We start from the raw sequence: 23,839 nt of genomic DNA on the forward strand, positions 1-23,839 counted from the left end.
ACCGAGGTCTGACGACGTTACCCGGATTCGCTCTCACTGCTACCCCGCACGAAACGGTTACGACCCTGCGCCTTCGCGCTGTACAACGCCTGATCTGCCATCTCGATCAACCCCTGCACATTGTCCAGTCGAGAACCGCTAGCGGTCGCCATGCCGATGCTCACACTGAGCCGGCCGAACGGACTGGTGTCGTGCGCAATATGCTCTTGCTGCAAACGGTCGAGGATCACTTGCGCCACCACGGCGGCACCGTCACTGTCGGTGTCAGGCATGATGATGCCCATCTCTTCGCCGCCATAGCGCGCCACCAGATCCGACGGCCGCCTGACACACGCTTCGAGAATGCGGCCCACCCTCTGCAGGCAGGCGTCGCCAGCCACATGCCCGAAGGCATCGTTAAAGCGCTTGAAGTAGTCGATATCAATCATCAGCAAGGCCAGCGTCGTGCCGTCACGCTGTGCTCGCCGGGCTTCCATCGCCAGGCTCTCATCAAACCAGCGCCGGTTGGCCAGACCGGTCAGGGCGTCTTTCATCGCCAGCAACTCAAGTTGCCGGTTTGACGACAGCAACTGCTGCTGAGCCCCGCGTAATTGATCCTCGGCCGCCGTGCGCCGGCGGATATCGAGGATCAGAAACCAGCCGATCAGCCCCGTCAGGCCGAGCAATCCGGTGACCACCACCGCCGACAGCAACGCCTCCATTCGCCACGCGGCGAGGGCTTCGCGCTTGCCGAGGGCGACGGTCGTGATCAGCGGCAGCCGGTCGCTCTTGCGAAAAGCGTAGAGCCTTTCCACGCCGTCCAGGCTGGAGGTGAACGACGCAGTGCCGACGGAACGATCAACCAGGTACTTGGCGTAGATGGGCGATTTGGAAAAGTTGCGGCCCATGTCCTGTTCGCGGAAAGGATAGCGAACCAGCAACGTGCCATCGGTATAGGACAAACCGATCGCGCCCTCCTGCCCCACATCGATTTTTCCAAACAGTCGCAGGAAGTTTTCCACCCCAAGGGTCACCGCCACCACACCGGCGAACTCGCCATCGGGACCATTGAAGCGACGGCTGACGGTGATCACCCATTCCTGATTGGAGCGGCTCTGGATCGGCGGACCGATAAACGTCTCGCGGGACGGATCGTCACGGTGATGGATGAAATAGACCCGATCACTGCTATTCGCGCCGGCTGGAATCTGCCGGCTGGAGGACATCAGCCAGCGGCCCTGAGTGTCGTAGATCGTGATGCCACTGAGCTGTGGCATCAACGATTCCTGGCGCTCGACCAATGCGGCCAGTCGCTGAATCTGCGCAGGACCGCTGCCTTCGGTCTCCAGGCGCTCGACGAGCCCGAGCAAAAGCAGCGAACTCTGGCGGACAATGCCCTCGGAGTAAGTCGCCAGCGCCTGGGTCAGGTTCAAGCCATGGACATTCACCTCCTCCAGCGCCCGCTCACGGGAGGCCAATACCTTCCACACCGTCAATGACGCGAGAGAGCAGCCAATGACCAACAGCAAAAGCACCACCAGGTGGGAATCACGCTTCACGTTACTACCTTAAGGAAAGTCCGGTTTTCCATTCCAGCAACATTGGGTCAGGGCAATAGCGGCAGCCATCCATCCTTCTTCTGGCCAAGAATACAAGCAGCGCTGAAACGATGCAGTAACTGAAAGGTACATTTTGCAAAGTAATCAGCTGAATTCACCCGCCGCGCTCCGCATTCACGCCGGGTCCACCGCCTCGATCACGCCCTTGTCCTCGCCAAGGAAGCCACCGCTTTGATGCGCCCACAGCCGCGCATACACGCCGTTTTTCTCGAGTAGTTCGCTGTGCGTGCCCTGTTCGATGATGCGCCCGTCGTCCATGACGATCAGCCGATCCATCGCTGCAATCGTCGACAGTCGGTGGGCAATCGCGATCACGGTCTTGCCTTGCATCATCTCATCGAGGCTTTCCTGAATCGCCACTTCGACTTCCGAGTCCAGCGCGCTGGTGGCTTCGTCAAGCAACAGGATCGGCGCGTTTTTCAGCATGACCCGGGCAATCGCAACGCGTTGCCGCTGACCGCCGGAGAGCTTGATGCCCCGCTCGCCCACCAGAGTGTCGTAACCGGTATGACCCTGACGATCGCTCAACTGGCTGATGAACTCATCGGCCTGCGCATTGGCCGCAGCGCGGCGCACTTGTGCGTCGGTCGCATCCGGTCGGCCGTAGGCAATGTTATCGCGAATGGAACGGTGCAGCAGCGAAGTGTCCTGGGTCACCATGCCGATGGCACTGCGCAGACTGTCCTGGGTCACGTGCGCGATGTTCTGCCCGTCGATGCGAATTTCCCCGCTGTCGACATCGTAGAAACGCAGCAGCAGGTTGATCAGCGTGGATTTGCCGGCGCCGGAGCGGCCGACCAGACCGATTTTTTCCCCGGGCCGGATGCTCAGGCTGAGGCCGTCGAACACCTGACGCTCGCCGTTGTAGTTGAAACGCACCTTATCGAACGTGACCGCGCCGCCAGTGGTCACCAGCACACCGGCATCCGGTGCGTCCTGGACTTTGGCGCCTTGGGTCAGCGTCGCCATGCCATCCTGAACAGTGCCGATGCTTTCGAACAGCGAAGTCATTTGCCACATGATCCAGTTCGACATGCCATTGATGCGTAACGCCATCGCGGTGATTGCCGCCACGGCACCTGCGCCGACGTCACCCTGGTGCCACAGCCACAACGCGTAACCGCCGGCGGACATGATCAACGCCACCACCAGAGCCTGGTTGACGATCTCGAACAGACTCACCAGACGCATCTGGCGAAAACCGGTCAACTTGAAATCTTCCATCGCCGCCCGGGCGAAGTGCGCCTCACGGTTGGAGTGCGAGAACAGTTTCACCGTGGTGATGTTGGTGTAGGCGTCGGAGATCCGCCCGGTCATCATCGACCGCGCATTGGCTTGCTCCTGCCCCACTTTGCCCAGACGCGGCACGAAGTACCACATGGCCAGCCCGAAAAACACGACCCACGCCAGGAACGGCAGCATCAGTTTCAATGCAAAGCCGCCGGCCAGCGCGATGATCGCAATGAAATACACACCGATGCCGGGCAGGATCTCGATCAGGGTAAACAGCACATCACGCACCGCCAGCGCGGTCTGCATGACCTTGGTGGTAACCCGGCCGGAAAACTCATCGGAAAAAAACGAAAGGCTCTGCCGCAGCATCAGCCGATGGAAGTCCCAGCGCAGGCGCAACGGCAGGTTAATCGCCAGAATCTGGTGCTGCACCATTGTGCGCAACGCCACCAGCCCGACACTGAACACCATGACGATGCCCATGCCCCACAACACTCGACTCTCCTGCACAGCGGCTTCACCGCCGGCCTGCCAGGTCGACAACAGATCCACGACCTGTCCAAGGAAGGAAAACAGCCACGCTTCATAAATCGACACGGCCGCACTGAGCAATGCCAGCGCCAGGACATAACCGCGCGCGCCGCGCGTGCAGGCCCAGAGAAAGCGGGCCAGTCCGTTGGGGGGTGGTGGGACCTCGTCAGGAGGAAAAGGGTCGAGTCTTCGTTCGAACACACGAAGCATGGTGGTCTCCAAAACTTTCAAGTTAAGGGGATTCTGCCATCGAATGGTTGCCGGGAGGTCTTTGTGAAAAAGTGTGAGTTTGCCAAGGGCCGGTGTCGGCGCACAGATCAATAGTCGTCGGCCACGGCCTGAGCAAGCCAGGGCGCAATGCCCTGGCAGATCAAAGTGGTCACTTTTTCTTTTTCGCGGTCTTTTCGGCCTTCTTCGGTTCCTTGGCCTTATCGGGTTTGCTATCGGCTTTTTTGGCAGATTTTTTCGGTTCGACGTCTTTTTTCTTGTCTTTCTTTTCGGAAGATTTTGAAAGCGCCGCAGCCGCCGCAGATTTCTTCGCCGGCGAGGCCTTTTTGTCTTTCAAGTCCTTGCTGGCTTTCGAAGCTTCACCTTTGCTTTTCTTTTCGTCTTTAGCCACGTTGACCACCTCTCGGAATGTGCCGGTATTGGCACGGTGCCTGCGCGATTAACCACAAGCTGATCATTAGGCGAGCACGTCCCTGAAGCGGTTCAAATTATTTTCTACACCGCCGTCTCGTCATCCACGGGCAATGAAGCCAGCATCTCGGCGCGGCACACCTGAAGAATCTCATCCGCCAGCGCGGAATCATCCGGACAGGCGCGCGACAGGATAATCGCACCGGCAGCTCGCGACAGCAGGTCGATCATTTTCCGCCGCCCCTCACCCGGCGCGGCATCCGGGCCTGTCGGGTATTTGTCGCCGAGGGTTTGCAGGGTGCGTTCGATGCCTTCGGCAAACGTCGCTTTCACAGCGTCCGGTTGCCGCGCCGCGTCGCCACACAACGCGGCCATGGTGCAGCCGCTGCTGCGTCCATCCCGATGTGCGCGGGTCACATAAACATCAATGAAGCCCGCGACATCGAGCGCTTCCGCGCCGGCCAGCGATTTGGCCAAACCGCAGGCCGAGGCTTCGGCCATCAGATCGGCCTTCGATCCGAAATGTTTGTAGAAGCCTCCGTGGGTGAAACCGGCCGCCGCCATGAGATCGGCCACACCGACACCGTCAAAACCGCGCTCGCGGAACAGTTCTGAAGCCGTTTCAACGATGTGCTCTCGATTGGCTTGCGCCTGGGCCTTGGTCACTCTCACGTGCAATACCTCGTGTCCGCTGGGAAATCCTGCGCCGATGATACATAGATGCTGGTCATAATCAAAACCGTTGACAGTTTAGATTTCGATCATCATCCTAATTGCACGCACCACCGATCTTCATTAACGGACACGGAAGAAACACCAGATGACCGAGCCGAAACTGTTCACCCCTTACACCCTCGGCGCGCTCACGCTGTCGAACCGCGTCGTGCTTGCGCCGCTGACACGCAACCGCGCCGGTCACGGCTTTGTACCCAGCGAGTTCGCGGCCCTGCGCCAGCGCTTCAAAAACACCTACATCGGCAACAACGGCTCCGACCTCGACCTGGCGACAGCGCGGCGGGGTACATCGACTACCCGACGCAGGCTGAATCGAGCACTGCCGCACGCTGAGCAATCCCTGATCGCGTTTTCTGTTTTTCCCATCCTGAAAGAGAGATGAACCCATGAACACTCGCCCTACTGTTTTGATCACTGGCGCCTCCACCGGCATTGGTGCCGTCTACGCCGATCGCTTCGCGCAACGCGGCCACGATCTGGTCCTGGTCGCCCGTGATTTGGCGCGCCTGGAGGCCCTTGCCACCCGGTTGCGCCGCGAGCACGACGTCGCCGTCGATGTGATTGCGGCTGACCTGACCCAAGCCGGCGATCTGGCCACGATTGAGTCCCGTCTGCGTGATGACGCCCGGATCGGCATCCTCGTCAATAACGCCGGCGCCGCGCTGTCCGGTCAGTTCATTGACCAAAGCACCGACAAGGTTGCGCAATTGGTCGCCCTCAACACCACTGCACTGGTGCGACTGGCCAGCGCCATCGCTCCACGCCTGGTCAAAGCCGGCGACGGCGCGATCATCAACATCGGTTCGGTGGTGGGTCTGGCGCCGGAGTTCGGTATGACGGTCTACGGTGCGACCAAGGCCTTTGTGCTGTTCCTTTCCCAAGGCCTGAGCCTGGAACTCTCGCCACAGGGCGTCTACGTGCAGGCCGTGCTGCCGGCCGCCACCCGCACGGAAATCTGGGATCGCTCCGGCGTCGACATCAACACCTTGACCGAAATCATGGAAGTGGGCGACCTGGTGGATGCCGCGCTGGCCGGTTTCGATCGTCGCGAACCGGTGACCATTCCGCCGCTGCACGAAGCCGAACGCTGGGATGACCTGCAGACCGCACGGCAGGCCCTGCTGGGGCAGATCCGCCAGTCTGCAGTCGCCCAGCGCTACCAGACGCCAGAGTGATCCCCAAGTAGCGAACACCCGTACCGGATTCGATGCAGCCAACGCACAACTGGTGATTTATGAGGATGCCGGCCACGGCGGGATTTTCCAGCAGCACCTTGATTTTGTGACCAAGGCGTCAGCGTTCCTCGGTGCCTGACAACGCGGTGCCGCGACACCGCAACTACGCTCCCTGCAACCGACAAGAGCCACACCGCAATGAAAGCATTTCTGATTGATCGCTATGGCCAGAACGGCGGGCGTATTGGCGAAGCACCGGCCCCTGTGGTGGGCGCCCACGACGTCCTGATCGAGGTGCACGCCAGCAGCATCAACGTGCTGGATTCGAAGATCCGCACAGGCGAATTCAAGCTGATCCTGCCCTACTCGTTTCCGTTGATACTGGGCAACGATCTGGCCGGCATCGTCGTTGACGTGGGTTCAGCGGTGACCCGCTTCAAACCGGGAGACGAAGTTTATGCTCGCCCACCAGAAACGCGGATCGGCACGTTCGCCGAATTAATCGCCGTGAACGAAGACGCGATGGCACTGAAACCTGCCAATACTCATATGGCACAAGCCGCGTCCATCCCTTTGGTGGCACTGACCGCCTGGCAAGTGCTGGTTGAAACCGCCCGACTGAAAAATGGTCAGAAAGTGCTCATCCATGCCGGATCCGGCGGCGTGGGCACCGTGGCCATCCAGCTCGCCAAACACCTCGGGGCCTTTGTCGCCACCACCACCAGCACCGCGAATGTCGCATGGGTGAAAGCGCTGGGGGCCGATCAGGTGATCGACTACACACAGCAGAACTTCGAAAGCGTCCTGCACGACTTCGACGTGGTATTGAACAGCCTTGGTGCCGATGTATTGGAGAAATCCCTCAAGGTGCTCAAACCTGGAGGCCAGCTAATTTCCATCTCGGGGCCACCCACTGCGCAGTTCGCCCGGGAGCAAGGGTTGTCCTGGCCTTTGCAACAAGTCATGCGCCTGCTGAGTTTCAGTATCCGGCGCAAGGCGCGCCAGCGCGACGTCAGCTACGCATTCGTCTTCATGCGGGCCAATGGCGCGCAACTGCAGCACATCACCGCGCTCATTGAGGCCGGCATCATCAAACCGGTGATTGACCGCACCTTCCCCTTCGAATCGACAGCTGAGGCGTTGCAGTACGTCGAGCAGGGCCGCGCCCAGGGCAAGGTGGTGGTGACGATGAAATGACCAGGCCGTGTGTTGATGAGCCAAGCGCAGAGGCCGCACAACGATTGCCGCTTCGGCCTTCGTCATCCGAAGCTACTTTGCCAGCGTTGAGTAAAAAGGAAGAGCAGCTACCGGAGGCGGTATCGGTTGAAGCACCGGTGATTCTCTGGCGCAGTCTGATGCTTGAACAATAGGTTCTGACCGTTCCCGAGTCGCTGTGAGACCTACACGTCGCGACGAGCAAACCTGCCGTGCCTTCGCATGAGTGGTCTGCGGGGCTGGATTCGCTCTGACGCATCATTGACTATAGCCATCGCTGGCGATGCCGTACCGACCGTTTAGAAGGGCTCGGTTTCACCCTGTACCAGGGCGCGTAAAAGAACCAAGGGCGAAAACAATGAATCGTACCGACCATGTCTGCTTGATGGCGACTTATAACGAATGGATGAACGCAAATATTTATGAAGCGGCCAAGCGCTTGTCAGATGAAGAGCTTTCACTGAATAGAAACGCATACTTTGGTTCTATTATCGGGACGCTGAACCACTTGGTGGCGGGAGACGTTATCTGGCTGCAGCGATTCGCCGGGCACCCAGCGAACTACTCGGCTCTGAAGCCGATTCAGCAACTTCCTGCCCCGAAAAGTCTCAACCAGCTGACGTTCTCAAACATCCGCGATTTGTCGGCTCATCGGATATGGCTCGATAGAGTAATTGTGGAGTGGTCTCGCTCCATTACAGAGGCACATTTAGATGACACCCTGAGTTACACAAACATGGCAGGGACGCCCGCAGACAAAAGTTTCTTTGGTTTGCTCATGCACTTCTTCAACCACCAGACTCATCATCGCGGGCAAGTCTCTACCTTGCTTTCACAAGCGGGTGTCGACATCGGCAATACAGATCTGGTTCTCCTCATTCCATCCGAACCCTGAATACAGTAGAGAGTCCAGGTGCTGTATCGGGTTTCGTCCCATTGGATCGGAACTGCCAAGCAGTGCGGCCATGCAAGATGGTGTCGAGTGCCGAGTGGCGGCAATCGGCCAAAATCGGACACTCATAGCGCTGAAGGAAGCAGTGGCTTTCCATATCCACCTCGTTCGATCAGGCGGTGGTGCTAGCCAAGCTTTGGTGCTTCGCTTCAGCCACGTCAGCAGCGCATACATCGCCATCGCCATCGCCATCGCCATCGCCATCGCCATCGCCATCGCCATCGCCATCGCCATCGCAAAACAGTACCCTTGCCTTTCGTTACCGTCACCTACAAAAATTAAACAAATATTATTTTTGATTTTCAAGTTTCTGTAAATCTATCAGCCGAGAGCCAAAACTAAACGTGCCGGGGATGTTAAAGGCTTTCTTCAGTCTCACATGAGCGTAGTCAGGGTTGGAAAGTAGCTCTCTAACTTTCCCCTCGTCAGCCTGCGATGTTTTAGCGCCAATAATAACCTCTACTAATGCAGTGCTCGGAAATGAGCGGTTTCCGGGGGCTGACGTCAACCTGAACTCTTTCTCATACCTCCAATCCTCTGATTTTGTGTACAACCCTATCTCAAGCATTGCGTCAACCTGTTTATTATAAAAATTCTTCCCTTGCTCCTCAGTAAAATGCAACCCGTCCCAAGGCCGGCAGAACTCACCGAACTCATCAGTTAGCTCCAAGAATTTTTCCATGTAGGGCGGATTAGGTAGGTACTTCACGTCCCCCGTACCAGTGACACCATCGATCTGTAAGATTTCCGAATTGAATCCGAGGCATACTCCTCGATGGCCGTCTGCGTAATGGGACCAAAGCAGCGCATCATGGGCAGTTTTCGACAGTGAAAGTACACCTCTAGTCTGCATGAATAGATAGAGGGCTCGGTTTAAATATATGTCCTTACCATTCTCATCCACCCCCTTTCTGATACTGTCAAGCATAGTAACTAGAAATGATCGACGCCCTTCGGGATGCGTATCTGTATTATAAACATGTACTTTCGCACGCTCATACTCAGACTGAATATCAATAGATACATCTAGAGGATCGTTCAGGTTCTGAGGTAGCGAGAAATACAATTCCCGATTAGTAATTATGTCCCAAGTCCTATTGAAGCACCCCCGATACTTGTAGTAGTTTAGCCCATGATCGTTACTCATATTCTAGCTACCTCCAATATATTTTATTTTACTACTTAAATAACACATCAAAGATCAAAAGCTTAGGCCGCAGGAATATCATAGGAAACGATAATTACGCAATAATAGGAAGATTACATATAAAGCTGCGCAAGACGGCATAGCTCTGTCTGAGCAGACACACCGGTTGTTGTACCCGCAGGACGCACGCATGATGCCGCTTCGATAGTCCACGGTCGGGATAGCATGAACAACCTCAAAATCAAGAGACCACTTCGGGTCGACTGCGGCCCTTCGCGACAGGCAGAAATCGGCTAAAAGGAGACAGTCAGACCCTTCTAGCAAATCAGGAACAATTCTGTTTTCCTATAACCTTTTAGTATGTCTGGAGCTTTTATCGTTAAGAGGTTAAATGATGAAAAAACTGCAGAAAAATCAAACAACAATAAATCATATAAAATCATCTTCGAGCTCAGATATATTGAAGTCTGTAAGTTTGGCATCAGAGATTTCTAAAATTACTTTTCTAGCGAAAACTTGGCAATCAGCTTGATCGTAACGAGGGTGCAGACTGTGGATTTTTTTAAAAGCCTTTATTACATCCTTGCACATGAACCCGCCCTTGCTACTAAAAGATTTTAGTGTGTTTGCGGTATAGCCATTGCCAGAGGTTTCGTAAGCTCCGATTTGGAATGTATCCTCACCATTCGTCCTGGATACTCTGATGTTCACGCCATTCACTAGTTTTATCAGAACCTCGTGATGGGTGCCAGTGATAAAAGAATCTCCCCTTAGAAGAATACCGTCCAGTTTTATTAGCTCAAAATTCTTGTAAAATTGTGGCTTAAGCCACTCTCTGTTTGTGTTGGATTTTTTTATTGTATTGGGAAGCATGAAATTCCTCACTTGGCGTGGCGTTGAAATGGAAGGATTAAGAGAATGCGTGAGCTCTTCATTTCTTAAAGACGCAGTTACGGATTCTGTCAAGCCATCTGCTTTGATCAGAGGTAGCTTTTGGCCCAGAGCGTGTAAAAACGCTTAGCCAAAATTGAAATGCGCGCGTCTACGTTAAATCTGAAATTTATCGGCACGTCAGCAGATGTGGATTTCGCATAGAAGCGCCATTTACAGTCCGGTTTTGAGTACCTCTCGCGCTCAAAAAGGTTTTTACACAGCCTCGGCCGTTTGCAGCCCTTCGTGACAGGCAGCAATCGGCCAGGAGCTGTCAGTCAACGCGACTCGATAATTCCCACCCGAGCGTGCATCATCGCGCTAGCCACGATCCCGTCGTGCATGGAAGCCATCAGTGCAGAACCTGCACGCCCGCAAAACGAGCCTTTTGAAATGGAAGTCATCTCATGTTCGAACGTAACAAACTGGTTCCGGAGTTAATGGTCACCAACCTAGATAGCAGTCTGGCTTTTTGGGTTTCTTGCTTGGGGTTCAAAATAGCTTATCAACGCCCGGAAGATGGATTTGCATACCTTGATTTGAATGGTGCTCAAGTGATGCTTGAGCAGGTTGATTCGGACGCGGGTCAATGGCTGACTGCGCCGTTGACTAAGCCGTTTGGAAGAGGCATCAACCTACAAATTGATGTTGAGGCTGTCGCACCCATCATCCAAAAACTTGCTCAGACTGGATTTTCACTCTATCAAGAATGCAAAGACACTTGGTATCGGGCTGAAAATGTAGAAGTAGGCCAGCGAGAATTCATCGTCCAGGATCCCGACGGTTATCTCGTAAGGTTGGTAGAGCGGTTGGGTGAGAGACCGGCTTGCTGAATCTGAAACGGAGCCAAGCCGACCGTCAACTTCCGGCCATAAGCGGACATCGGCACGCGACTGCTGACGGCCAAAAGCAGCCTGTCAAACGCCTCGAGAAAGTCAGGAAAACTCAGTCATGTGGCTACACTCTTGGGGTGCTGGCTTAAGTTTTAGCGATGTGTGCCGAAATAGGCTGAAGACTGTCGCCATGGAAATGGGGTCGGTGCCAATGTTTAAATAAGGACTGATACTATGTGGGCAAAAATCGTAGGCATTTTCTTGTCACTATTTGAAATGTGGTCAAAGCTACCCGACGAAACGAAAGACAAAATTATAGATTCGATTGTAGATATGTTTACAGACATATTTCGTCAGCAATACAAGTCATCAAGGGATGATTCAAACAAGGAGGAGAAGACAGCATGAGCGTAAAAGACTACTTGGTTACCAAAGCTAGCGCTCCAGTTCTAGCCAATGCACTGACAGGTGTGAAATCTGCGGTCGGATTGGCAACTGTTGGATCTTTAGGGAAAACAAAAGCCAGTGAGTTCGCTGAAGAGGTTGTAGCACTTGTAAGTAGCGAAGAGTTTGTCATTCAGCTAAGTGATGACATTGGCGAACCTACCGAACTTGAAACTGAAGAGCAATTCATAGCACGTGCTAAAAAAACCATGAAAGTTCTTTTGAAATCAAAATTGAAGTAGCCTTTTTAAGGCTGAGTTTCCTGAACAGAATCACACCTCGATTCTACAGGGTAAGGCAAAGTACGCAGAGTCAATGAAACTGGGCACTTCTTTATTTTGGAATGCCTGGATTACACTCTGTGGCTCGCCCCTTGTTTCATCGATACCGTGATCGGCCGGTCTGGGTCGATTTCTGCTCGTCACGACAGGCAGTAATCGGCCAAAAGCAGCCGCTCGGAAGTGTGGTCTTTCGACCAAAATCAGACATAGTCAACTTCATAAGCAGCCGAGCGGATGACTACATTACGCTCAAAGCTGTCAGGCGCATCGGGGTTATTATTGGACTGCATGCGGTCACCTGCTTGATCTTGGGCAGCGAAAAGCGTCCCTCTTTAAGACAGTTGTTTACCATGCGCTGTGCACGGTGCGGAGATTACAATTTAAAGACTCGATCTAGAAACTCCTCAGATGCCTTATCTTTCGAAATTTCCGAACGTGTAATACCTTGTCTTCTCCAACTACAAGATAACTGCTCGAAGTATAATTCCTCAAGCCTACCTGAATCTGCACCTTTAACTTTATCTAACTCCTCAATGAAAGCTGCCACTTTCACACACCTCAAATAATTATTAATATAATCAAGACTATTTAAAGGTAAATATGCAACTTCTGTATGAGACCAATACAACACGACGCCCTCTTCCCGAAGCCAAATACTCACTTCACCATCTTTTTTAGCCTTTAGCAACTCGATATGCTCTGCCGCTTTTTTTTGATGTCTATCTACAAGACTTTTGACATAATCTATAGTTAACATTATCCCCCCCATTTCCTGCTGGTTCACGTTGTCCGCAGCGGCACGAGCCAAATCGGCACGGGCAAACTATGCTTCGTGGTGGCATTGGTCAACATCTTGCTATTTCAGACCAACTGCCTAGAACGATGGTTGTAGGCAAATTCGATTCCAATGTGACTATCGTTTGAACCACGCCGTTTTTCAGCAACCATCTGCATGTTTTGCCCCGTAGGTTGCTTGGTCCACAGTGTATTTTTCTCCAGCACTCGAGGAAAGTTGCTTAATGAGGCCTTTGCACGAGAAGCCCATCATCTTGAGATACTGCTTCGCAGACCTCACCGCCTGCTGGTTCCAATCAATGTTCATGCTGTCCACCGCTATCGTAGCGTCAGAAACGTCGAAACCCTCTCCAGCATCAGATGAAAGCTGATGAATAAGCCCATTCCGTGAGAAGCCCGTCATGCTGAGATACTGCTTCGCTGATCTGATTGCATTATTTTGAGGTCCAGTCAAATCTCCAGCCCATGAGGGCCCAGCAGCAAAAAAAGTGACGGCGAATATTACTTTCAAAAAATTCATCGAGATATCTCCAGAACCCATGCAGCGCCTTTAACGGTCTTAACATTCTTGTCTTACGGGTTGGCTTTACATGACACGTCCCTTTGAGGGGGCTCAGCGAATTTCCTCGGCTTTCAAGCCCCTAAAAAGGATAGGGCCTTTGGTTCAGAAGGCCAGTTCAATTTGGGACTTGCGCGATCTAAGGAACTGTGGCGATATGCCATCTTCCGTTGATTAAAGCCCCCTGCTGATGCGAGCACAGGGAAGGCAGATCCCCCCGCATTTCCACAGGAATTCATCATGGATCGAAAAATAATTGTTGCGCGTTGCCACGAAATTCAGCTGGCAATGGGGACCAAGGATCACTCTCGGCTTGAGCGCATACCTGAAATGGGCATGGCCGTTCAGCTTGCTCTGCATATCCGTGGCTTGCCCCTGCTGGAATACTCACTTGTTAGGCTAGTAGCATCCAGTCTAATAGGAATTCCGACATTAGCTGTGGAGAGAGTCACGAGGCTTTTGGCTGAAATTGGCTTCGTCCGTCTGATGCAAGATGGAAAAAGCATCAAGTCAGTCTTGCCTACCGTTCCTTTTTTTGAAGAACTCTACGATGGACTCGGAGAGTATTTTGTGAACGAGTCAAAGGCTGACGAATTTGAGACGATGACCTTGCAAATCGTGGATAGGTTGGCAGGAGCCCCCCAAAATGCCGATTCGCTAGCATCCGCGCTGGGAGCCGCTCGCAAGGATTTTGACAACAGCATCGAACTGGGCACGAAGAGCAGTTATCTTTTAAAGCAGCGCCACCGTTCTCGCGACATCCTGATGAACCCTACCTACTTCACAGAGAATGCGGATATTTTTGCTGATCAGGTGGCCAAGTCGGGGGCAAAAACCGTTCAAAACACGCTGACGCTACTCAAACGCGCTCAAGGCTGGCCGCTTAAGCTTATTGAGGCGACCGGTGAGATTGGCGGCACAAAGGTCTCCGTCGATGAGATCGCGCTACTCAAACGTTTGGCGCAGGATGGTATGGTTAAGCCGCCTTCGATCGTCACCTCTCACGCCGGTACTTCAATGTTCATGTTCACGCCTACGCCTGGGCTAGTGAACATCAGTCCACTGAAGCGAGAGCAATATGAACGCGCACTGGCAATTGTATCTGCTGTGAGGCAGGGGGAACTGCTTCCTAATAAATACGCCATTCGAAATCCTGGCGCGCTGCTGTACAGACTGATGACCGACTTGGAGCTCAGACCGACAAGCGACTACGCCGAGCAATATCAGAATCTGGTGTTTTTACGGATTGCGAAACTTGAAAAACTGAGCAACGGCTGGCACCAGCTAAAAGTTATCGATACCCCTGAAAACCGGGAGTCATTACGAATCGCTCACAAGCTTGTTCAAGGTGACAAAATCTCTGATCTTGCCATCGACAAAGAGGCTGTAACGGCGATGACGGGCAGTCAGTCATATGTCGAATCGCTTGTAAGCGCCAAGGTTCTACGCGAACGTGAGACAATTACACTCTCTACTGAGACTCAAAATGAACTAGCCCAATTGCTCCTGGAGGGAATTTAGATGCTGAAGGACAGAGCTCAGAAGGCTACAGCACTTAAATTCTGCGTGTCTAAACGCTGGCTACCTCAGTTGGAGGTGGAGATTGAGCCAAACAATCGAATTGAGCGATCGCGATACTTGCTGACGGATCTTGATGTGCTGGCCATTTCTGCGTCCCCGGTCGGAATGCATAGTAAGCTCGTCTTTGACTGCAAGAGCGGCATGAGAGAATCTGCAATTGGCAGAGCATTTTGGCTGCGGGGTGTTATGTCCAAGGTTGGCGCAGACCATGGTTTTGTCGTGCTAAATGCCAACCTCAAATTGTCCCGCGATCATCGGGCCAGCGCATCTGAGCTTGGCGTGTCTCTGCTTCATGACACTGAATTTGAGGACTTGGCCCACGGTCTACAAGGTGCGATCCATCTACCAGAAAACTACTCACAAGTAGCCGAAATCGAAGCCTGGGAGATGTTTTTGGGTTTTCGCTCGAAGTCACCAGCATTTGCTGAGTACATGAGCTACGCCGCGAGTTCCTTCTGGACGATTAAAGACTATGGTGAGCAGTGTCGTAAAACTGTCGCACGCTTACGTATATTGAGGCCTGAGCTGGACCCTTCGAAAAGCGATCACGTCGCAATATTTGGCGACGCTCTATGTCTGTTTTTGACCTCGCTTTCCAGTCTCGCCAACAAGCTATTTCTGTTGCTAATGCGCCCATCAACAGCCGAAGACTTTTCATCTGCACTCCTCTCGTCCGTATATGGTGGGTATGAAAATCTGCAAACTGCAAAAAAAATAAGGCAGCTTGCTACGGGACAAAGCGACGACTCAGTAAGTATTTTTCCCGATATTGAGCGATTTGAGCAACTCGTTCGCGAGATTGTGCAGGCCCCTCAGCAAGCGCTCCCAGCCGCTTTGCTATCCAAGGAGATCGCCTTTGCCCACATGAGGAATATGCCAGAAACAGGACTGCAGATGGACATTGCTCGAGAGTCACCCTACGCGCCGAAGTTCGTCCTTTTGGCAGCAGAGTACTTACAGCGAGCGGTAAAACTCCCGCCAGAATTCTCAGCACTCTACGCGGACATCGCTTTCTCACTGATGTCGAGAGCGGTGCACAGAGTGATCTGAGAGTTCTAAAATGAAGATGCATTTACCAAGGCACCGGTGCGGTGCGCCTCGAAGGCTTTTTAGGAACGTCTCGACGTCACCGCCAAATCCATATCTAAGGTGGCAATAGTCCCGACTAAGTGGTCAATTTTGCATCAGCGACAACAGGTCAACATCTTTCGGTCTTTGACTCGTCGTGTGCTCGTCAAGTCAGATGTAAACGACAGCAAGGCAGAATGCAATTCTCCGTCGGGCCAGAACTGGCCAGCATCCGAGCCGAAGTTGGTTTCCGTTCTCATAAACCACTACATAAGCCGTTGATAGATTACCGGAGGGAGACGGACTAGGGGGTGAGATAGGGTTTGAATCGCCCCTGATTTCATAGGCGCGTTCAATGGTCTGACTTTTGCCAATTAGGCGGTTCTGAATGACGGAAGCGGGTCGGAACCGACTGACACGACCGGCGGCTTTTGGCCGGAAGCAGACTTAGGTGGGCGTACGCTATCGGCAAGAGCGGAAGTTTTGAGTCGAGAAATCAAATCCGTTCCCTTTTATCTCAAGGCTGTTTCCCCCTCCCTGTATCCCATAAATGCGGGCCGTCTGTATCTGTCGGCAGCATCGCCCGAATGATACGGTCTGCATTTATTGCATATCGATGAGGCAAAAATGGATCTCACTGCAATCCCATTTGGTATCACCGATTGGTCAACGATAGAGCCGGTGGCGCATGGCGGTCAGACAGGCACAGCCTATTGGCGTACCTGCCAGTTTGGATCAGCGCGTGTGCGGATGGTCGAATACAGCCCTGGATATTTGGCTGATCACTGGTGTTGGAGGGGGCACATACTGTTGTGCCTGGAGGGTCAGTTGCATACAGAACTGGAAGATGGTCGTCAGTTCTCACTGACGCCAGGTATGAGCTATCAGGTAGGCAATAATGCTGAGGGACATCGTTCATTCACCACGATCGGGGCGAAGTTGTTCATTGTGGATTAGTCGTGGGGACGACTTGTAAAACGCCCCCCTCCAATCCGTTGGCAGTTGAAGCTCCCGCAATCTGGGACCTGAAATATACCTATACCTGTGCGTACGACTGCTTCTGGCCGATTTCTGCCTGTCGCAAAGGGCCGCAGCCGACCCAAAGCAGTCATAACAGCACGCGTGGCGAGGTCATTAGAACGCTTGGCTTTCCCGGCCTAGTCACTGCTACTGCCCATCAAAATCCATCTTTTCCCACCATTCTGAATATCGAAAGCGAAGTCCCAGAACACCGGGTATGACGGATGGCCTTTGGTTAGCCAAAATGAGGTTATGGTGCTTGCTTGGTCGAGGCGCACATGTACGAATAGGTCTTCAAGAAGACTAAGGATTTCGGAGCGCTTAGCATTTAGGTCAAGTGGGCCGTAACCGCCATCCCCGACGTGCAGCAGTTGCTCGGTAACCTCGCCGCGTGCCTCGCTTGCAGTCACGCAGGACTGCCCGCCAATGATCACTTCGTTACCAGTGCAATGAGCGAGTTGCTCGTGGAGCGTTCTATTTAGGTCGAAGGGCCCGTAGGTGTTAACCCAGACCGAATAGTTGAAACCCTCCAAGAGATGCTCAAGCCTGAGAATTTCGTTTGCGCGTAAATCTTGGGTGATACGCATGCTGGCTCCTCGAATCAGTGCTTAGAAGCCTACCTGAATTGCCTCAGCTTTTGTTGATACTCGATGACCGCTTCTGGCCGAAAACAGTCTGTCGTGACCGGCAGAGATCGGCCCAATTTCCGTTGGGTCGTGGGGTTTGAACAGGACCGTTAGCGGGCGCTGTCGATGATTTGGCCTCCGTCCGGCGTGAGACTGTATCCCGTCAAGAACTGCGCATCCTTGCTAGCGAGAAACAACACCACCGGCGCAATATCCTCTTCCGGTGATCCATAACGGCCAAGTACGTTAGTGGGTGCAGGTACATCGACCGCTGCTTCCCAAGTGTCAGCGACCGGCATGACATTGTTGACAGTGATCTTGTCAGCGCCCCACTCCCTGGCCGCCGAGCGAGTCAAGGCACGTACCGCCTCCTTTGCCATGTTGTAAGGCGCGTAGCCCTGCATGCCAACTACACCAGCCAGAGAAGCGAAATTGATAACCCTGCCCTCACCACTGGCTTTGAGATGGGGATAGCACGCCTGCATCGTTCGCAGATAAGCAATGGGGCCCATTTCGAAATTACGCTGCAACTGCTCGGCTGACAGCTCGACCACCGATGAAAACACCACCGAGGGATCGAAAGCATTATTCACCAGTATGTCGATCCGCCCATAGGCAGTCATCACCTTGTCGACAGCGGCAGTAATTTGATCAGGGGCAGCGATGTCGCAAACGATTCCGAGGGCGGCGCCGCCAGCGGCCTGGATATCGGCAACCACCTGATCGACATTTTCAGCCGTGCGCGAAACGACCGCGACTTTCGCACCCTGCATCGCGAAAAGTCTGGCGGTAGCTCGGCCGATACCACGACCGGCGCCGACGATAATCGCAACTTTTCCACTGAGTCGAGTCATGGCGATCTCCATTATTTGAGAGTCGTCTGGACGACCGCTGACGGCGGTGCGTACGGCGACGGATATTCGCGAACAGCGTTTTGTGTCACGAAGGAGGTGGCCAGGAGAATGAGTCCCAAGGCTGCCGGGATAGAACCTTTGGGCTTGTGAACACCCAGGTGCGCTGAAGCTGAAAGCAGCAGGTGATAAAACATGCCGGCATAAGCGAGATCACTGAGTGCTGCATTGAAGCGCCACAAAATCGCGGCGGGCCCCAGTATCTTGACCACGATCATCAAAGGCACAAGGTGGGAGGCTGAATAGCCCAACTCCGCTTGTGCGCTTCGCACATAGTCTCCTTTGGCGATGTACATCAAGGCCGAGGCCAGATAGAGCAGCGAAAGCAGGACCGTGCTAATCCAGTAAATATAATGTTCGATCATGAGGTTTTCCCAAGCAGGTATTGTTACGTCGACTTAGGGCAAATATCTCGTCTAACATGAAAACCCACAAGTAGGATGAAAAGCCGGTACTTAGTATGGAAAACCAGACTAATGATGAAGAGCAGATCAATATGCACGAGGAAATGCGGCGTGCATTTTCGCTACTTTCAGGCAAGTGGAAGCTGGAAATAATGTGGCTGCTAAACCAGCGGATTTATCGTTTTGGGGAACTGCGAAAGGCGATTAACGGCGTCACCCAACACATGCTGACAGCACAACTTCGGGAGCTTGAGAACGATGGCCTGATCTCGCGAACAGTCTTCGCAGAAGTGCCCCCGCGTGTTGAATATGAAATGACAGCAAAAGCACGTGCACTCGGGCCGACGATGGAGGCGCTCGCTAAATGGTGGAGCGAGTACGGCAAAAGCGTGCCGGTGAAGCCTGCCTCACGCGGCCGCAAAGTAAAAAAAACCTAGGCGGGTCAGAGACGTATTTGAGTCGAACTTTGCTCAGCCTGAAAGGCTGCAATGGGTCCAGGCTGAGCATCTCTTCGGGACGCTCAAGCAATGGAGGGGTTAGCGCCGACGCATGGGCGGTGACGAATTTATCGTTCTACTGCCGGACCAGTTGTGTGACGAGGATGCTGTACCGGTGGCCGAACGCTTGATGGCCAGCATTACCAGCCCCAACGTGCCTCGTTCGATGGCGCTGCTCTACAAATTTCCGTTGTTTGAGTTGCATCGCCCTCGGCATGTCAATTCGTGCGCAGGGTTTACCGTCGGAGCAAAGGCAGGATATTGGTTGCGATAGGTATATTTTCTGTTTCCATACATTCTCGACAGAATATTTAAACCTTCGCTACCGGTATCCACTCTTACGGAATTCCGCAGTAAATGCCTGATCGTCGCGTCATAGGCACTCGCGTGCCACTCGGCAAGCCAGGCGGCGCGATGAGTGGCGCTGCAGCCAAGATCGTCGAATAACAACTGCGCCATTTCACCCGCCGGTTGTGTTTGTTCCACACCATGTCGCGCTTCAATCAAAGAAGGCAGGCTCCAGTACCTCACTGCTGTCACCTGGTCGCTGCCCGCGACATCCCATGAGTAATAGAACGTTGAAAGTTGCGACTTCAGTCTGACGATGTAGTACTGGCCATCTTGCGCCGCAACCGTTGTAGCCAGGGGCTGGATGCTCAGAATGTCGATCGGTTGCATGAGTTCTTCCCGGGCCTCTCGCTCGATGACTTGTTGATCCGTCTCCCGGACATAACCCAAGGCCGTTATTCGCAGATCTCTTGCTCCGCCGACGCAGATAGGAACAGGCAGTATATAAGCGCCAGCGTTGTACTGACGCCCGACAGGAACATAGATCCCGCATCCGTTGTTGGCTTCTATCACCCCATATACCCGGGGTGAGTTGCCCCCTTCGTAGGCTGCATCGAAGACAATTTCGCCGTTGACGTCATGGGCCTTGAACAGGCCCCATTTATTTCGGGAAAAGACGTTGGTGGGAACAGCGACCAGTGGGCACAGTCGTTGTTTCAATGCGCTGACATTGCAGAAATTCATGAGCATTTCCCGTCCTCCCTGACATGGCCGGTACAAACAGGGTAGTCAGCTTTTTCTCTATTTCAACTCCAGGTCAAAGGGCGAACAGGCTGCACTGCCATGTAAAGTCTGCTCCCGAAATCCAGTCAGGCTGTGGGAATGTGCGGTCTTGAAGCTATGACCGCAGACTCTCCCTGCATCGGCGCCACAACTTACAGATACCAGCGATACTCCCGCGCACTGATCTCTTGCATAAATGCCAGATGATCCTGCCGTTTGTTCTCGCAATACACATCGACAAACTCAGCGCCCAGCCCTTCGCGCAACTGCGCCTGAGACTGCATCGCCCTCACCGCTTCAAACATTTCCGTTGGAAAGCCGATCCCGCTGTTGCGATCTTCATTCAACGGTGCGATTGGCTCCTTGCCCGACTCCAGCCCATGCTCCAGTCCCACCAGAATCGCCGCCAACACCAGATACGGATTGGCATCTGCTCCCGCCAGTCGATACTCGATGCGCAGGTTCTTCTCGTCCGACTCGGGAATGCGCAAGCACGCATCACGGTCCTCGAATCCCCAGCTCGCTTTGGTCGCCGTGTTCACTGTACCGCCCAGACGCCGCATCGCATTCTGGTTCGGCGCGAAGATCGGCATGCTGTGCGGCAACAGTTCCAGGCATCCGGCCACCGCATGGCGTAGCGGTTGTTGTTGATTGGCCGCCAACAGATTGTTGCCCTCGGCGTCGTACAGGCTGACATGCACATGCATGCCACTGCCCGGATGCTGCAAGTACGGCTTGGCCATGAAACTGGCGCGGTAGCCGTGTTTGAGCGCGACGCCACGGGTGCTGCGGCAGAACAGCGCGGCCCAGTCGGCGGCACGCAAGCCGTCGTCGAGGTGGCCGAAGTTGATTTCGAACTGACCAGGGCCGAGTTCCGCGGTGATGACCGTGGCGTCGATACCTTGGGCGCGCGTCGCTTCGACCATTTCATCGAGCACCGGGGCGAAGCGTGACAGGCGTTCGATGTGCATGTTCGGCTGGTCATCGGCGTCGTCGGTCAGGTCGTCGCGGGGGAATTGCGGCAGGCCGTCGCGCAAGGTCTTGTCGAACAGGTAGAACTCCAGTTCGAACGCCACCACCGGATGAATGCCTTTACGCGCCAGGCGATTGAGCACTTGCGCGAGGACTTCGCGGGGTTCGAATTCGATTGGCTTTTCGGTGCCGTCCGAGGTGATCAGCATCTGCCCCAGCGGCTGCGCTTCCCAGGTCACCGGTTTCAGTGTGCCCGGCACCAGGCGGCGCACGGCGTCCGGGTCGCCGTCGTTGAAACAGTAGTCGCCAATCTTGAACAGGCCGCCCTGGACGCCGAGCAAAACGCAATTTTGTGGCAGTTTGAGGGCACTGCCCGCGGCAACCTTTTCGAGCATGTCCACGGGGTAACGCTTGCCGTAAAAATGCCCGGGAATGTCCAGCGAGATCAAGTCGACATAACGGACCTCGGGGTAGCGTTGGCGAAACGCCCGAACTTCGGCGAGCAGGTCAGCGCAGACAGCGTCCATCGTGTTCATCCTTTGTGGTTATCAGGTGTAGACCCAGAGCACGCGGGTCAGGTGCTCGGTGAGGTTGCCGTAACGGCAACGGGTGTGACTGTCGAATTGAAAGCTGTCGCCGGCCTTGAGCGTGACCGGGTCTTGATCGTCGCCCAGCCACAACGTCAGTTCGCCTTCGAGGACGTAACCGCCCTGCTCCGAGCTGTCGGTCAGATGGCGGTCGCCGCTGCTGGCGCCGGCCTCAAGGTGACTTTCGAGCATGGAGAATGATGCGCGGATCTGCGGCGACACCAGAATGTCGGTGATGCCGTTGGCGAAATACAACGTGCGCCGCTCGTCCGGCCGGGTGACCCACGGCAGTTCCTTGGGTTTGGGCAGGCTGTAGAAATAGGTGGTCGGCACGCCGAAGGTTTCGCTGATCGCCGTCAGGTCCGCCACCGTCGGCCGTGACAGGCCGCGCTCCACTTGCGAAAGGAAACCTACGGAGCGGCCGATCTTGTCGGCCAGCTCTTTGAGGGTCCATTTCTTGTGCTTGCGCAGGTCGTGAATCAGGATCGCCAGCGCCGCGATTTCTTCTTGCTTGTCCATCACAGGGATTCCAGGTCAGAGGCTGTCGCGCAGTCGGTACCAGGCCTTGCCGATCGCTTCGAGCGGCGCCGCGAGGTATTTGCCGCCGGGAAAGCTGCCATTACTCAAGCCTTGATACAACGCCAATTCATCCGCGTTGCCGAGGATCGCGTCGGACACTGCACGTGCGGCAGCCAGTGTCGGCAGCACGCCGTGGCCTGAATAGCCTTGCAGCCAGTAACGATTGCGCTCGCCGCCGACATCCGGTGTGCGGTTGATCGTCAAGTCGATATGTCCGCCCCAGGCGAACTCGATATCGACACCCGTGAGTTGCGGGAACACCCGTTGCAGGAACGGCCGGGTGGCTGCCGCGATGTCTTTGGGCATGCCCCCGAGATAGGTGCAGCCGCCACCGAACAGCAAACGGTTATCCGGGGTGCGGCGGAAGTAGTCGAGGACGAACTGGTTGTCGGTCACGCAGACATTGCCTGGCAGCAGCGCCGTCGCTTGCTCCGGCGTGAGCGGTGCGGTGGCGACTTGATAGGTGCCCACCGGCAGGATGCAGCTCGACAATTGTGGATCGAGTTCATCAAGGTAGGCGTTACACGCGAGGACCATCACATCGGCGCGAACCGATCCGTGCTCGGTGTTGACCCGCCAGCCTGTGCCCTCCTCCTGATAACTCAAGGCTTTGCTTTGCTCGTAGAGGCGGCCACCGGCGCGCTCGATCGCCATCGCCAGACCCGACGCCAGTTTCAGAGGATTGAGGTGCGCGCCTTCGGGGTCGTACAGCCCCGCCTGATAACGCTCACTGGCCACCCATTCCGGCAACTGTTCACGCGGGATGAACTGCAGCGCATCGTGGCCCCACTTTTGGCTGGCCTCCTCCTGCCATTCAGTGAGCAGACTGACCCGACGCGGCATCACCGACGTCCACAAATGCCCGGGTCGATAATCGCAGTCGAAACCATGCCGCCCAGGCAACTCGCGTAATTCCCGAGCCGCCCAGCGCATGCCGTCCCACAGCCGTCTGGCCCGCTCACGCCCCAGCGCGGCTTCCAGCGGCGGCATGTCGCATGACCAGCCAAGAATCGCCTGTCCGCCGTTACGCCCCGAGGCCGCCCACGCGACGCGACTGGCTTCCAGCAGTGTCACGCGCTTACCGGCCAGCGCCAGACGCAATGCGGTGTGCAGGCCGCTGAAACCAGCGCCGACGATCACGATGTCGGTGTCTTGATCGCCCTGCAGCATCGGCCGATCGCGCAGGAGATCGGCGCAACTGTGGGCGTAATAGCTGTCGACGTGCTGGCTGGATTGCAGAAACATGCGCGGCCTCATGAAATTTATTTCTTATAATTTCATGAAAATCTACAGAATAAATTTCACGCCAGCAACTCAAAATGCGCAGCGGCAGATCCGAGATCGGTCCATTTTCAGGTTGCTAAGTTGCGAGAGCGGACCAAGGCGTGCGGATGGCCGTGGTGTTTTCAGGGACGCTTCTTATCGGGACAGGAGACCTGTTAACCGCCCGCAACGC

General features: G+C 54.7%; 25 protein-coding genes and 2 pseudogenes. 12 read left to right on the forward strand and 15 right to left on the reverse strand.

Annotated features, from left to right (window positions below):
• Positions 1-17: 17 nt before the first annotated feature.
• The 4 genes from PseuLF5_RS03665 to PseuLF5_RS03680 form a co-directional block, all read right to left on the reverse strand.
• Positions 18-1,538 carry a sensor domain-containing diguanylate cyclase gene (locus PseuLF5_RS03665; RefSeq protein WP_340132961.1) on the reverse strand — a complete coding sequence of 507 codons (1,521 nt, stop codon included), beginning with the start codon at positions 1,536-1,538 and terminating at the stop codon, positions 18-20.
• A gap of 174 nt (positions 1,539-1,712) precedes the next feature.
• Complete coding sequence (locus PseuLF5_RS03670; RefSeq protein WP_340132962.1) at positions 1,713-3,572, reverse strand: ABC transporter ATP-binding protein; 1,860 nt, start codon at positions 3,570-3,572, stop codon at positions 1,713-1,715.
• Between the two features lie 169 nt (positions 3,573-3,741).
• Entirely contained in the window at positions 3,742-3,990 is a 249-nt protein-coding gene (locus PseuLF5_RS03675) for a hypothetical protein (RefSeq protein ID WP_123468670.1), read from the reverse strand.
• A 95-nt stretch (positions 3,991-4,085) separates the two neighbouring features.
• Positions 4,086-4,673 carry a TetR/AcrR family transcriptional regulator gene (locus PseuLF5_RS03680; protein ID WP_185015825.1) on the reverse strand — a complete coding sequence of 196 codons (588 nt, stop codon included), beginning with the start codon at positions 4,671-4,673 and terminating at the stop codon, positions 4,086-4,088.
• A gap of 148 nt (positions 4,674-4,821) precedes the next feature.
• Here PseuLF5_RS03680 and PseuLF5_RS03685 point away from each other — a divergent pair.
• From PseuLF5_RS03685 to PseuLF5_RS03710, 6 genes and pseudogenes are all read left to right on the forward strand, one after another.
• A pseudogene (locus PseuLF5_RS03685) lies at positions 4,822-4,947 on the forward strand (alkene reductase); the annotation flags it as partial.
• Positions 4,948-5,122: 175 nt separating this feature from the next.
• Positions 5,123-5,911, forward strand: a complete 789-nt coding sequence (locus PseuLF5_RS03690) for an SDR family NAD(P)-dependent oxidoreductase (RefSeq protein ID WP_186745311.1) — start codon at positions 5,123-5,125, stop codon at positions 5,909-5,911.
• A gap of 40 nt (positions 5,912-5,951) precedes the next feature.
• Positions 5,952-6,050, forward strand: a pseudogene (locus PseuLF5_RS03695) (alpha/beta fold hydrolase); the annotation flags it as partial.
• Positions 6,051-6,109: 59 nt separating this feature from the next.
• Positions 6,110-7,108, forward strand: a complete 999-nt coding sequence (locus tag PseuLF5_RS03700; RefSeq protein WP_336346750.1) for an NADP-dependent oxidoreductase — start codon at positions 6,110-6,112, stop codon at positions 7,106-7,108.
• 376 nt (positions 7,109-7,484) lie between these two features.
• The gene (locus PseuLF5_RS03705; RefSeq protein ID WP_336346751.1) at positions 7,485-8,021 is read left to right on the forward strand and encodes a DinB family protein; all 537 of its coding nucleotides are present in this window, start codon (positions 7,485-7,487) and stop codon (positions 8,019-8,021) included.
• 70 nt (positions 8,022-8,091) lie between these two features.
• A complete protein-coding gene (locus PseuLF5_RS03710; protein ID WP_340132963.1) occupies positions 8,092-8,394 on the forward strand; it encodes a hypothetical protein in 303 nt (100 codons plus the stop codon).
• On the opposite strand, the gene PseuLF5_RS03715 is transcribed toward PseuLF5_RS03710, so the two are convergent.
• On the reverse strand, positions 8,368-9,225 hold the full coding sequence (locus PseuLF5_RS03715; RefSeq protein ID WP_340132964.1) for a DUF2971 domain-containing protein: 858 nt from the start codon (positions 9,223-9,225) through the stop codon (positions 8,368-8,370). The two genes, PseuLF5_RS03710 and PseuLF5_RS03715, sit on opposite strands and share 27 nt — an antisense overlap.
• A gap of 429 nt (positions 9,226-9,654) precedes the next feature.
• On the reverse strand, positions 9,655-10,191 hold the full coding sequence (locus PseuLF5_RS03720; RefSeq protein WP_336346754.1) for a hypothetical protein: 537 nt from the start codon (positions 10,189-10,191) through the stop codon (positions 9,655-9,657).
• Positions 10,192-10,562: 371 nt separating this feature from the next.
• On the opposite strand from PseuLF5_RS03720, the gene PseuLF5_RS03725 reads away from it, so the two are divergent.
• On the forward strand, positions 10,563-10,988 hold the full coding sequence (locus PseuLF5_RS03725; RefSeq protein ID WP_336346755.1) for a bleomycin resistance protein: 426 nt from the start codon (positions 10,563-10,565) through the stop codon (positions 10,986-10,988).
• A 404-nt stretch (positions 10,989-11,392) separates the two neighbouring features.
• Positions 11,393-11,674 (forward strand): hypothetical protein, encoded by a 282-nt coding sequence (locus PseuLF5_RS03730; protein WP_336346756.1) that lies wholly within the window; start codon positions 11,393-11,395, stop codon positions 11,672-11,674.
• 412 nt (positions 11,675-12,086) lie between these two features.
• Here the strand turns inward: PseuLF5_RS03730 and PseuLF5_RS03735 are convergent, their stop codons facing one another.
• The gene (locus tag PseuLF5_RS03735; protein ID WP_336346757.1) at positions 12,087-12,497 is read right to left on the reverse strand and encodes a hypothetical protein; all 411 of its coding nucleotides are present in this window, start codon (positions 12,495-12,497) and stop codon (positions 12,087-12,089) included.
• A gap of 153 nt (positions 12,498-12,650) precedes the next feature.
• Positions 12,651-13,028, reverse strand: a complete 378-nt coding sequence (locus PseuLF5_RS03740) for an Ltp family lipoprotein (RefSeq protein ID WP_336346758.1) — start codon at positions 13,026-13,028, stop codon at positions 12,651-12,653.
• A 279-nt stretch (positions 13,029-13,307) separates the two neighbouring features.
• On the opposite strand from PseuLF5_RS03740, the gene PseuLF5_RS03745 reads away from it, so the two are divergent.
• The 3 genes from PseuLF5_RS03745 (at position 13,308) to PseuLF5_RS03755 (ending at position 16,673) form a co-directional block, all read left to right on the forward strand.
• Positions 13,308-14,588: a hypothetical protein gene (locus PseuLF5_RS03745; protein ID WP_313872084.1), complete on the forward strand. Its 1,281-nt coding sequence runs from the start codon at positions 13,308-13,310 to the stop codon at positions 14,586-14,588.
• Positions 14,589-15,698 carry a hypothetical protein gene (locus PseuLF5_RS03750; protein WP_336346759.1) on the forward strand — a complete coding sequence of 370 codons (1,110 nt, stop codon included), beginning with the start codon at positions 14,589-14,591 and terminating at the stop codon, positions 15,696-15,698. It begins immediately after the preceding gene.
• A 645-nt stretch (positions 15,699-16,343) separates the two neighbouring features.
• A complete protein-coding gene (locus PseuLF5_RS03755; protein WP_340132965.1) occupies positions 16,344-16,673 on the forward strand; it encodes a DHCW motif cupin fold protein in 330 nt (109 codons plus the stop codon).
• A gap of 200 nt (positions 16,674-16,873) precedes the next feature.
• Here the strand turns inward: PseuLF5_RS03755 and PseuLF5_RS03760 are convergent, their stop codons facing one another.
• The 3 genes from PseuLF5_RS03760 to PseuLF5_RS03770 all read right to left on the reverse strand — a co-directional run bounded on the left by PseuLF5_RS03760 (position 16,874) and on the right by PseuLF5_RS03770 (position 18,638).
• Positions 16,874-17,323, reverse strand: coding sequence for a hypothetical protein (locus PseuLF5_RS03760; protein WP_336346761.1), 450 nt, complete (start codon positions 17,321-17,323; stop codon positions 16,874-16,876).
• Between the two features lie 149 nt (positions 17,324-17,472).
• Positions 17,473-18,216 carry an SDR family NAD(P)-dependent oxidoreductase gene (locus tag PseuLF5_RS03765; RefSeq protein WP_340132966.1) on the reverse strand — a complete coding sequence of 248 codons (744 nt, stop codon included), beginning with the start codon at positions 18,214-18,216 and terminating at the stop codon, positions 17,473-17,475.
• 11 nt (positions 18,217-18,227) lie between these two features.
• The gene (locus tag PseuLF5_RS03770) at positions 18,228-18,638 is read right to left on the reverse strand and encodes a DoxX family protein (protein ID WP_186745302.1); all 411 of its coding nucleotides are present in this window, start codon (positions 18,636-18,638) and stop codon (positions 18,228-18,230) included.
• A 95-nt stretch (positions 18,639-18,733) separates the two neighbouring features.
• Here PseuLF5_RS03770 and PseuLF5_RS03775 point away from each other — a divergent pair, with 95 nt between their 5' ends.
• The gene (locus PseuLF5_RS03775) at positions 18,734-19,114 is read left to right on the forward strand and encodes a winged helix-turn-helix transcriptional regulator (RefSeq protein ID WP_128614456.1); all 381 of its coding nucleotides are present in this window, start codon (positions 18,734-18,736) and stop codon (positions 19,112-19,114) included.
• 237 nt (positions 19,115-19,351) lie between these two features.
• On the opposite strand, the gene PseuLF5_RS03780 is transcribed toward PseuLF5_RS03775, so the two are convergent.
• The 4 genes from PseuLF5_RS03780 to PseuLF5_RS03795 all read right to left on the reverse strand — a co-directional run bounded on the left by PseuLF5_RS03780 (position 19,352) and on the right by PseuLF5_RS03795 (position 23,628).
• Entirely contained in the window at positions 19,352-20,212 is an 861-nt protein-coding gene (locus PseuLF5_RS03780; protein WP_267794766.1) for a hypothetical protein, read from the reverse strand.
• Positions 20,213-20,397: 185 nt separating this feature from the next.
• Positions 20,398-21,744, reverse strand: a complete 1,347-nt coding sequence (locus PseuLF5_RS03785; protein ID WP_267794768.1) for a glutamine synthetase family protein — start codon at positions 21,742-21,744, stop codon at positions 20,398-20,400.
• A gap of 21 nt (positions 21,745-21,765) precedes the next feature.
• On the reverse strand, positions 21,766-22,323 hold the full coding sequence (locus PseuLF5_RS03790; RefSeq protein WP_123468651.1) for a helix-turn-helix domain-containing protein: 558 nt from the start codon (positions 22,321-22,323) through the stop codon (positions 21,766-21,768).
• A gap of 15 nt (positions 22,324-22,338) precedes the next feature.
• On the reverse strand, positions 22,339-23,628 hold the full coding sequence (locus tag PseuLF5_RS03795) for an NAD(P)/FAD-dependent oxidoreductase (RefSeq protein ID WP_340132967.1): 1,290 nt from the start codon (positions 23,626-23,628) through the stop codon (positions 22,339-22,341).
• Positions 23,629-23,839: the final 211 nt, after the last annotated feature.

This window comes from Pseudomonas sp. LF-5, from assembly GCF_037626295.1.
GTDB classification, from domain to species: Bacteria; Pseudomonadota; Gammaproteobacteria; order Pseudomonadales; family Pseudomonadaceae; genus Aquipseudomonas; species Aquipseudomonas monsensis.

Bases quoted from the DNA above. Each gene is read 5' to 3' on its own strand.
- PseuLF5_RS03670 (WP_340132962.1), bottom strand. From the start codon at position 3,572: ATGCTTCGTGTGTTCGAACGAAGACTCGACCCTTTTCCTCCTGACGAG.
- PseuLF5_RS03690 (WP_186745311.1), top strand. From the start codon at position 5,123: ATGAACACTCGCCCTACTGTTTTGATCACTGGCGCCTCCACCGGCATT.
- PseuLF5_RS03700 (WP_336346750.1), top strand. From the start codon at position 6,110: ATGAAAGCATTTCTGATTGATCGCTATGGCCAGAACGGCGGGCGTATT.
- PseuLF5_RS03705 (WP_336346751.1), top strand. From the start codon at position 7,485: ATGAATCGTACCGACCATGTCTGCTTGATGGCGACTTATAACGAATGG.
- PseuLF5_RS03710 (WP_340132963.1), top strand. From the start codon at position 8,092: ATGCAAGATGGTGTCGAGTGCCGAGTGGCGGCAATCGGCCAAAATCGG.
- PseuLF5_RS03715 (WP_340132964.1), bottom strand. From the start codon at position 9,225: ATGAGTAACGATCATGGGCTAAACTACTACAAGTATCGGGGGTGCTTC.
- PseuLF5_RS03725 (WP_336346755.1), top strand. From the start codon at position 10,563: ATGTTCGAACGTAACAAACTGGTTCCGGAGTTAATGGTCACCAACCTA.
- PseuLF5_RS03730 (WP_336346756.1), top strand. From the start codon at position 11,393: ATGAGCGTAAAAGACTACTTGGTTACCAAAGCTAGCGCTCCAGTTCTA.
- PseuLF5_RS03740 (WP_336346758.1), bottom strand. From the start codon at position 13,028: ATGAATTTTTTGAAAGTAATATTCGCCGTCACTTTTTTTGCTGCTGGG.
- PseuLF5_RS03745 (WP_313872084.1), top strand. From the start codon at position 13,308: ATGGATCGAAAAATAATTGTTGCGCGTTGCCACGAAATTCAGCTGGCA.
- PseuLF5_RS03750 (WP_336346759.1), top strand. From the start codon at position 14,589: ATGCTGAAGGACAGAGCTCAGAAGGCTACAGCACTTAAATTCTGCGTG.
- PseuLF5_RS03755 (WP_340132965.1), top strand. From the start codon at position 16,344: ATGGATCTCACTGCAATCCCATTTGGTATCACCGATTGGTCAACGATA.
- PseuLF5_RS03760 (WP_336346761.1), bottom strand. From the start codon at position 17,323: ATGCGTATCACCCAAGATTTACGCGCAAACGAAATTCTCAGGCTTGAG.
- PseuLF5_RS03765 (WP_340132966.1), bottom strand. From the start codon at position 18,216: ATGACTCGACTCAGTGGAAAAGTTGCGATTATCGTCGGCGCCGGTCGT.
- PseuLF5_RS03770 (WP_186745302.1), bottom strand. From the start codon at position 18,638: ATGATCGAACATTATATTTACTGGATTAGCACGGTCCTGCTTTCGCTG.
- PseuLF5_RS03775 (WP_128614456.1), top strand. From the start codon at position 18,734: ATGGAAAACCAGACTAATGATGAAGAGCAGATCAATATGCACGAGGAA.
- PseuLF5_RS03780 (WP_267794766.1), bottom strand. From the start codon at position 20,212: ATGCTCATGAATTTCTGCAATGTCAGCGCATTGAAACAACGACTGTGC.
- PseuLF5_RS03785 (WP_267794768.1), bottom strand. From the start codon at position 21,744: ATGGACGCTGTCTGCGCTGACCTGCTCGCCGAAGTTCGGGCGTTTCGC.
- PseuLF5_RS03790 (WP_123468651.1), bottom strand. From the start codon at position 22,323: ATGGACAAGCAAGAAGAAATCGCGGCGCTGGCGATCCTGATTCACGAC.
- PseuLF5_RS03795 (WP_340132967.1), bottom strand. From the start codon at position 23,628: ATGTTTCTGCAATCCAGCCAGCACGTCGACAGCTATTACGCCCACAGT.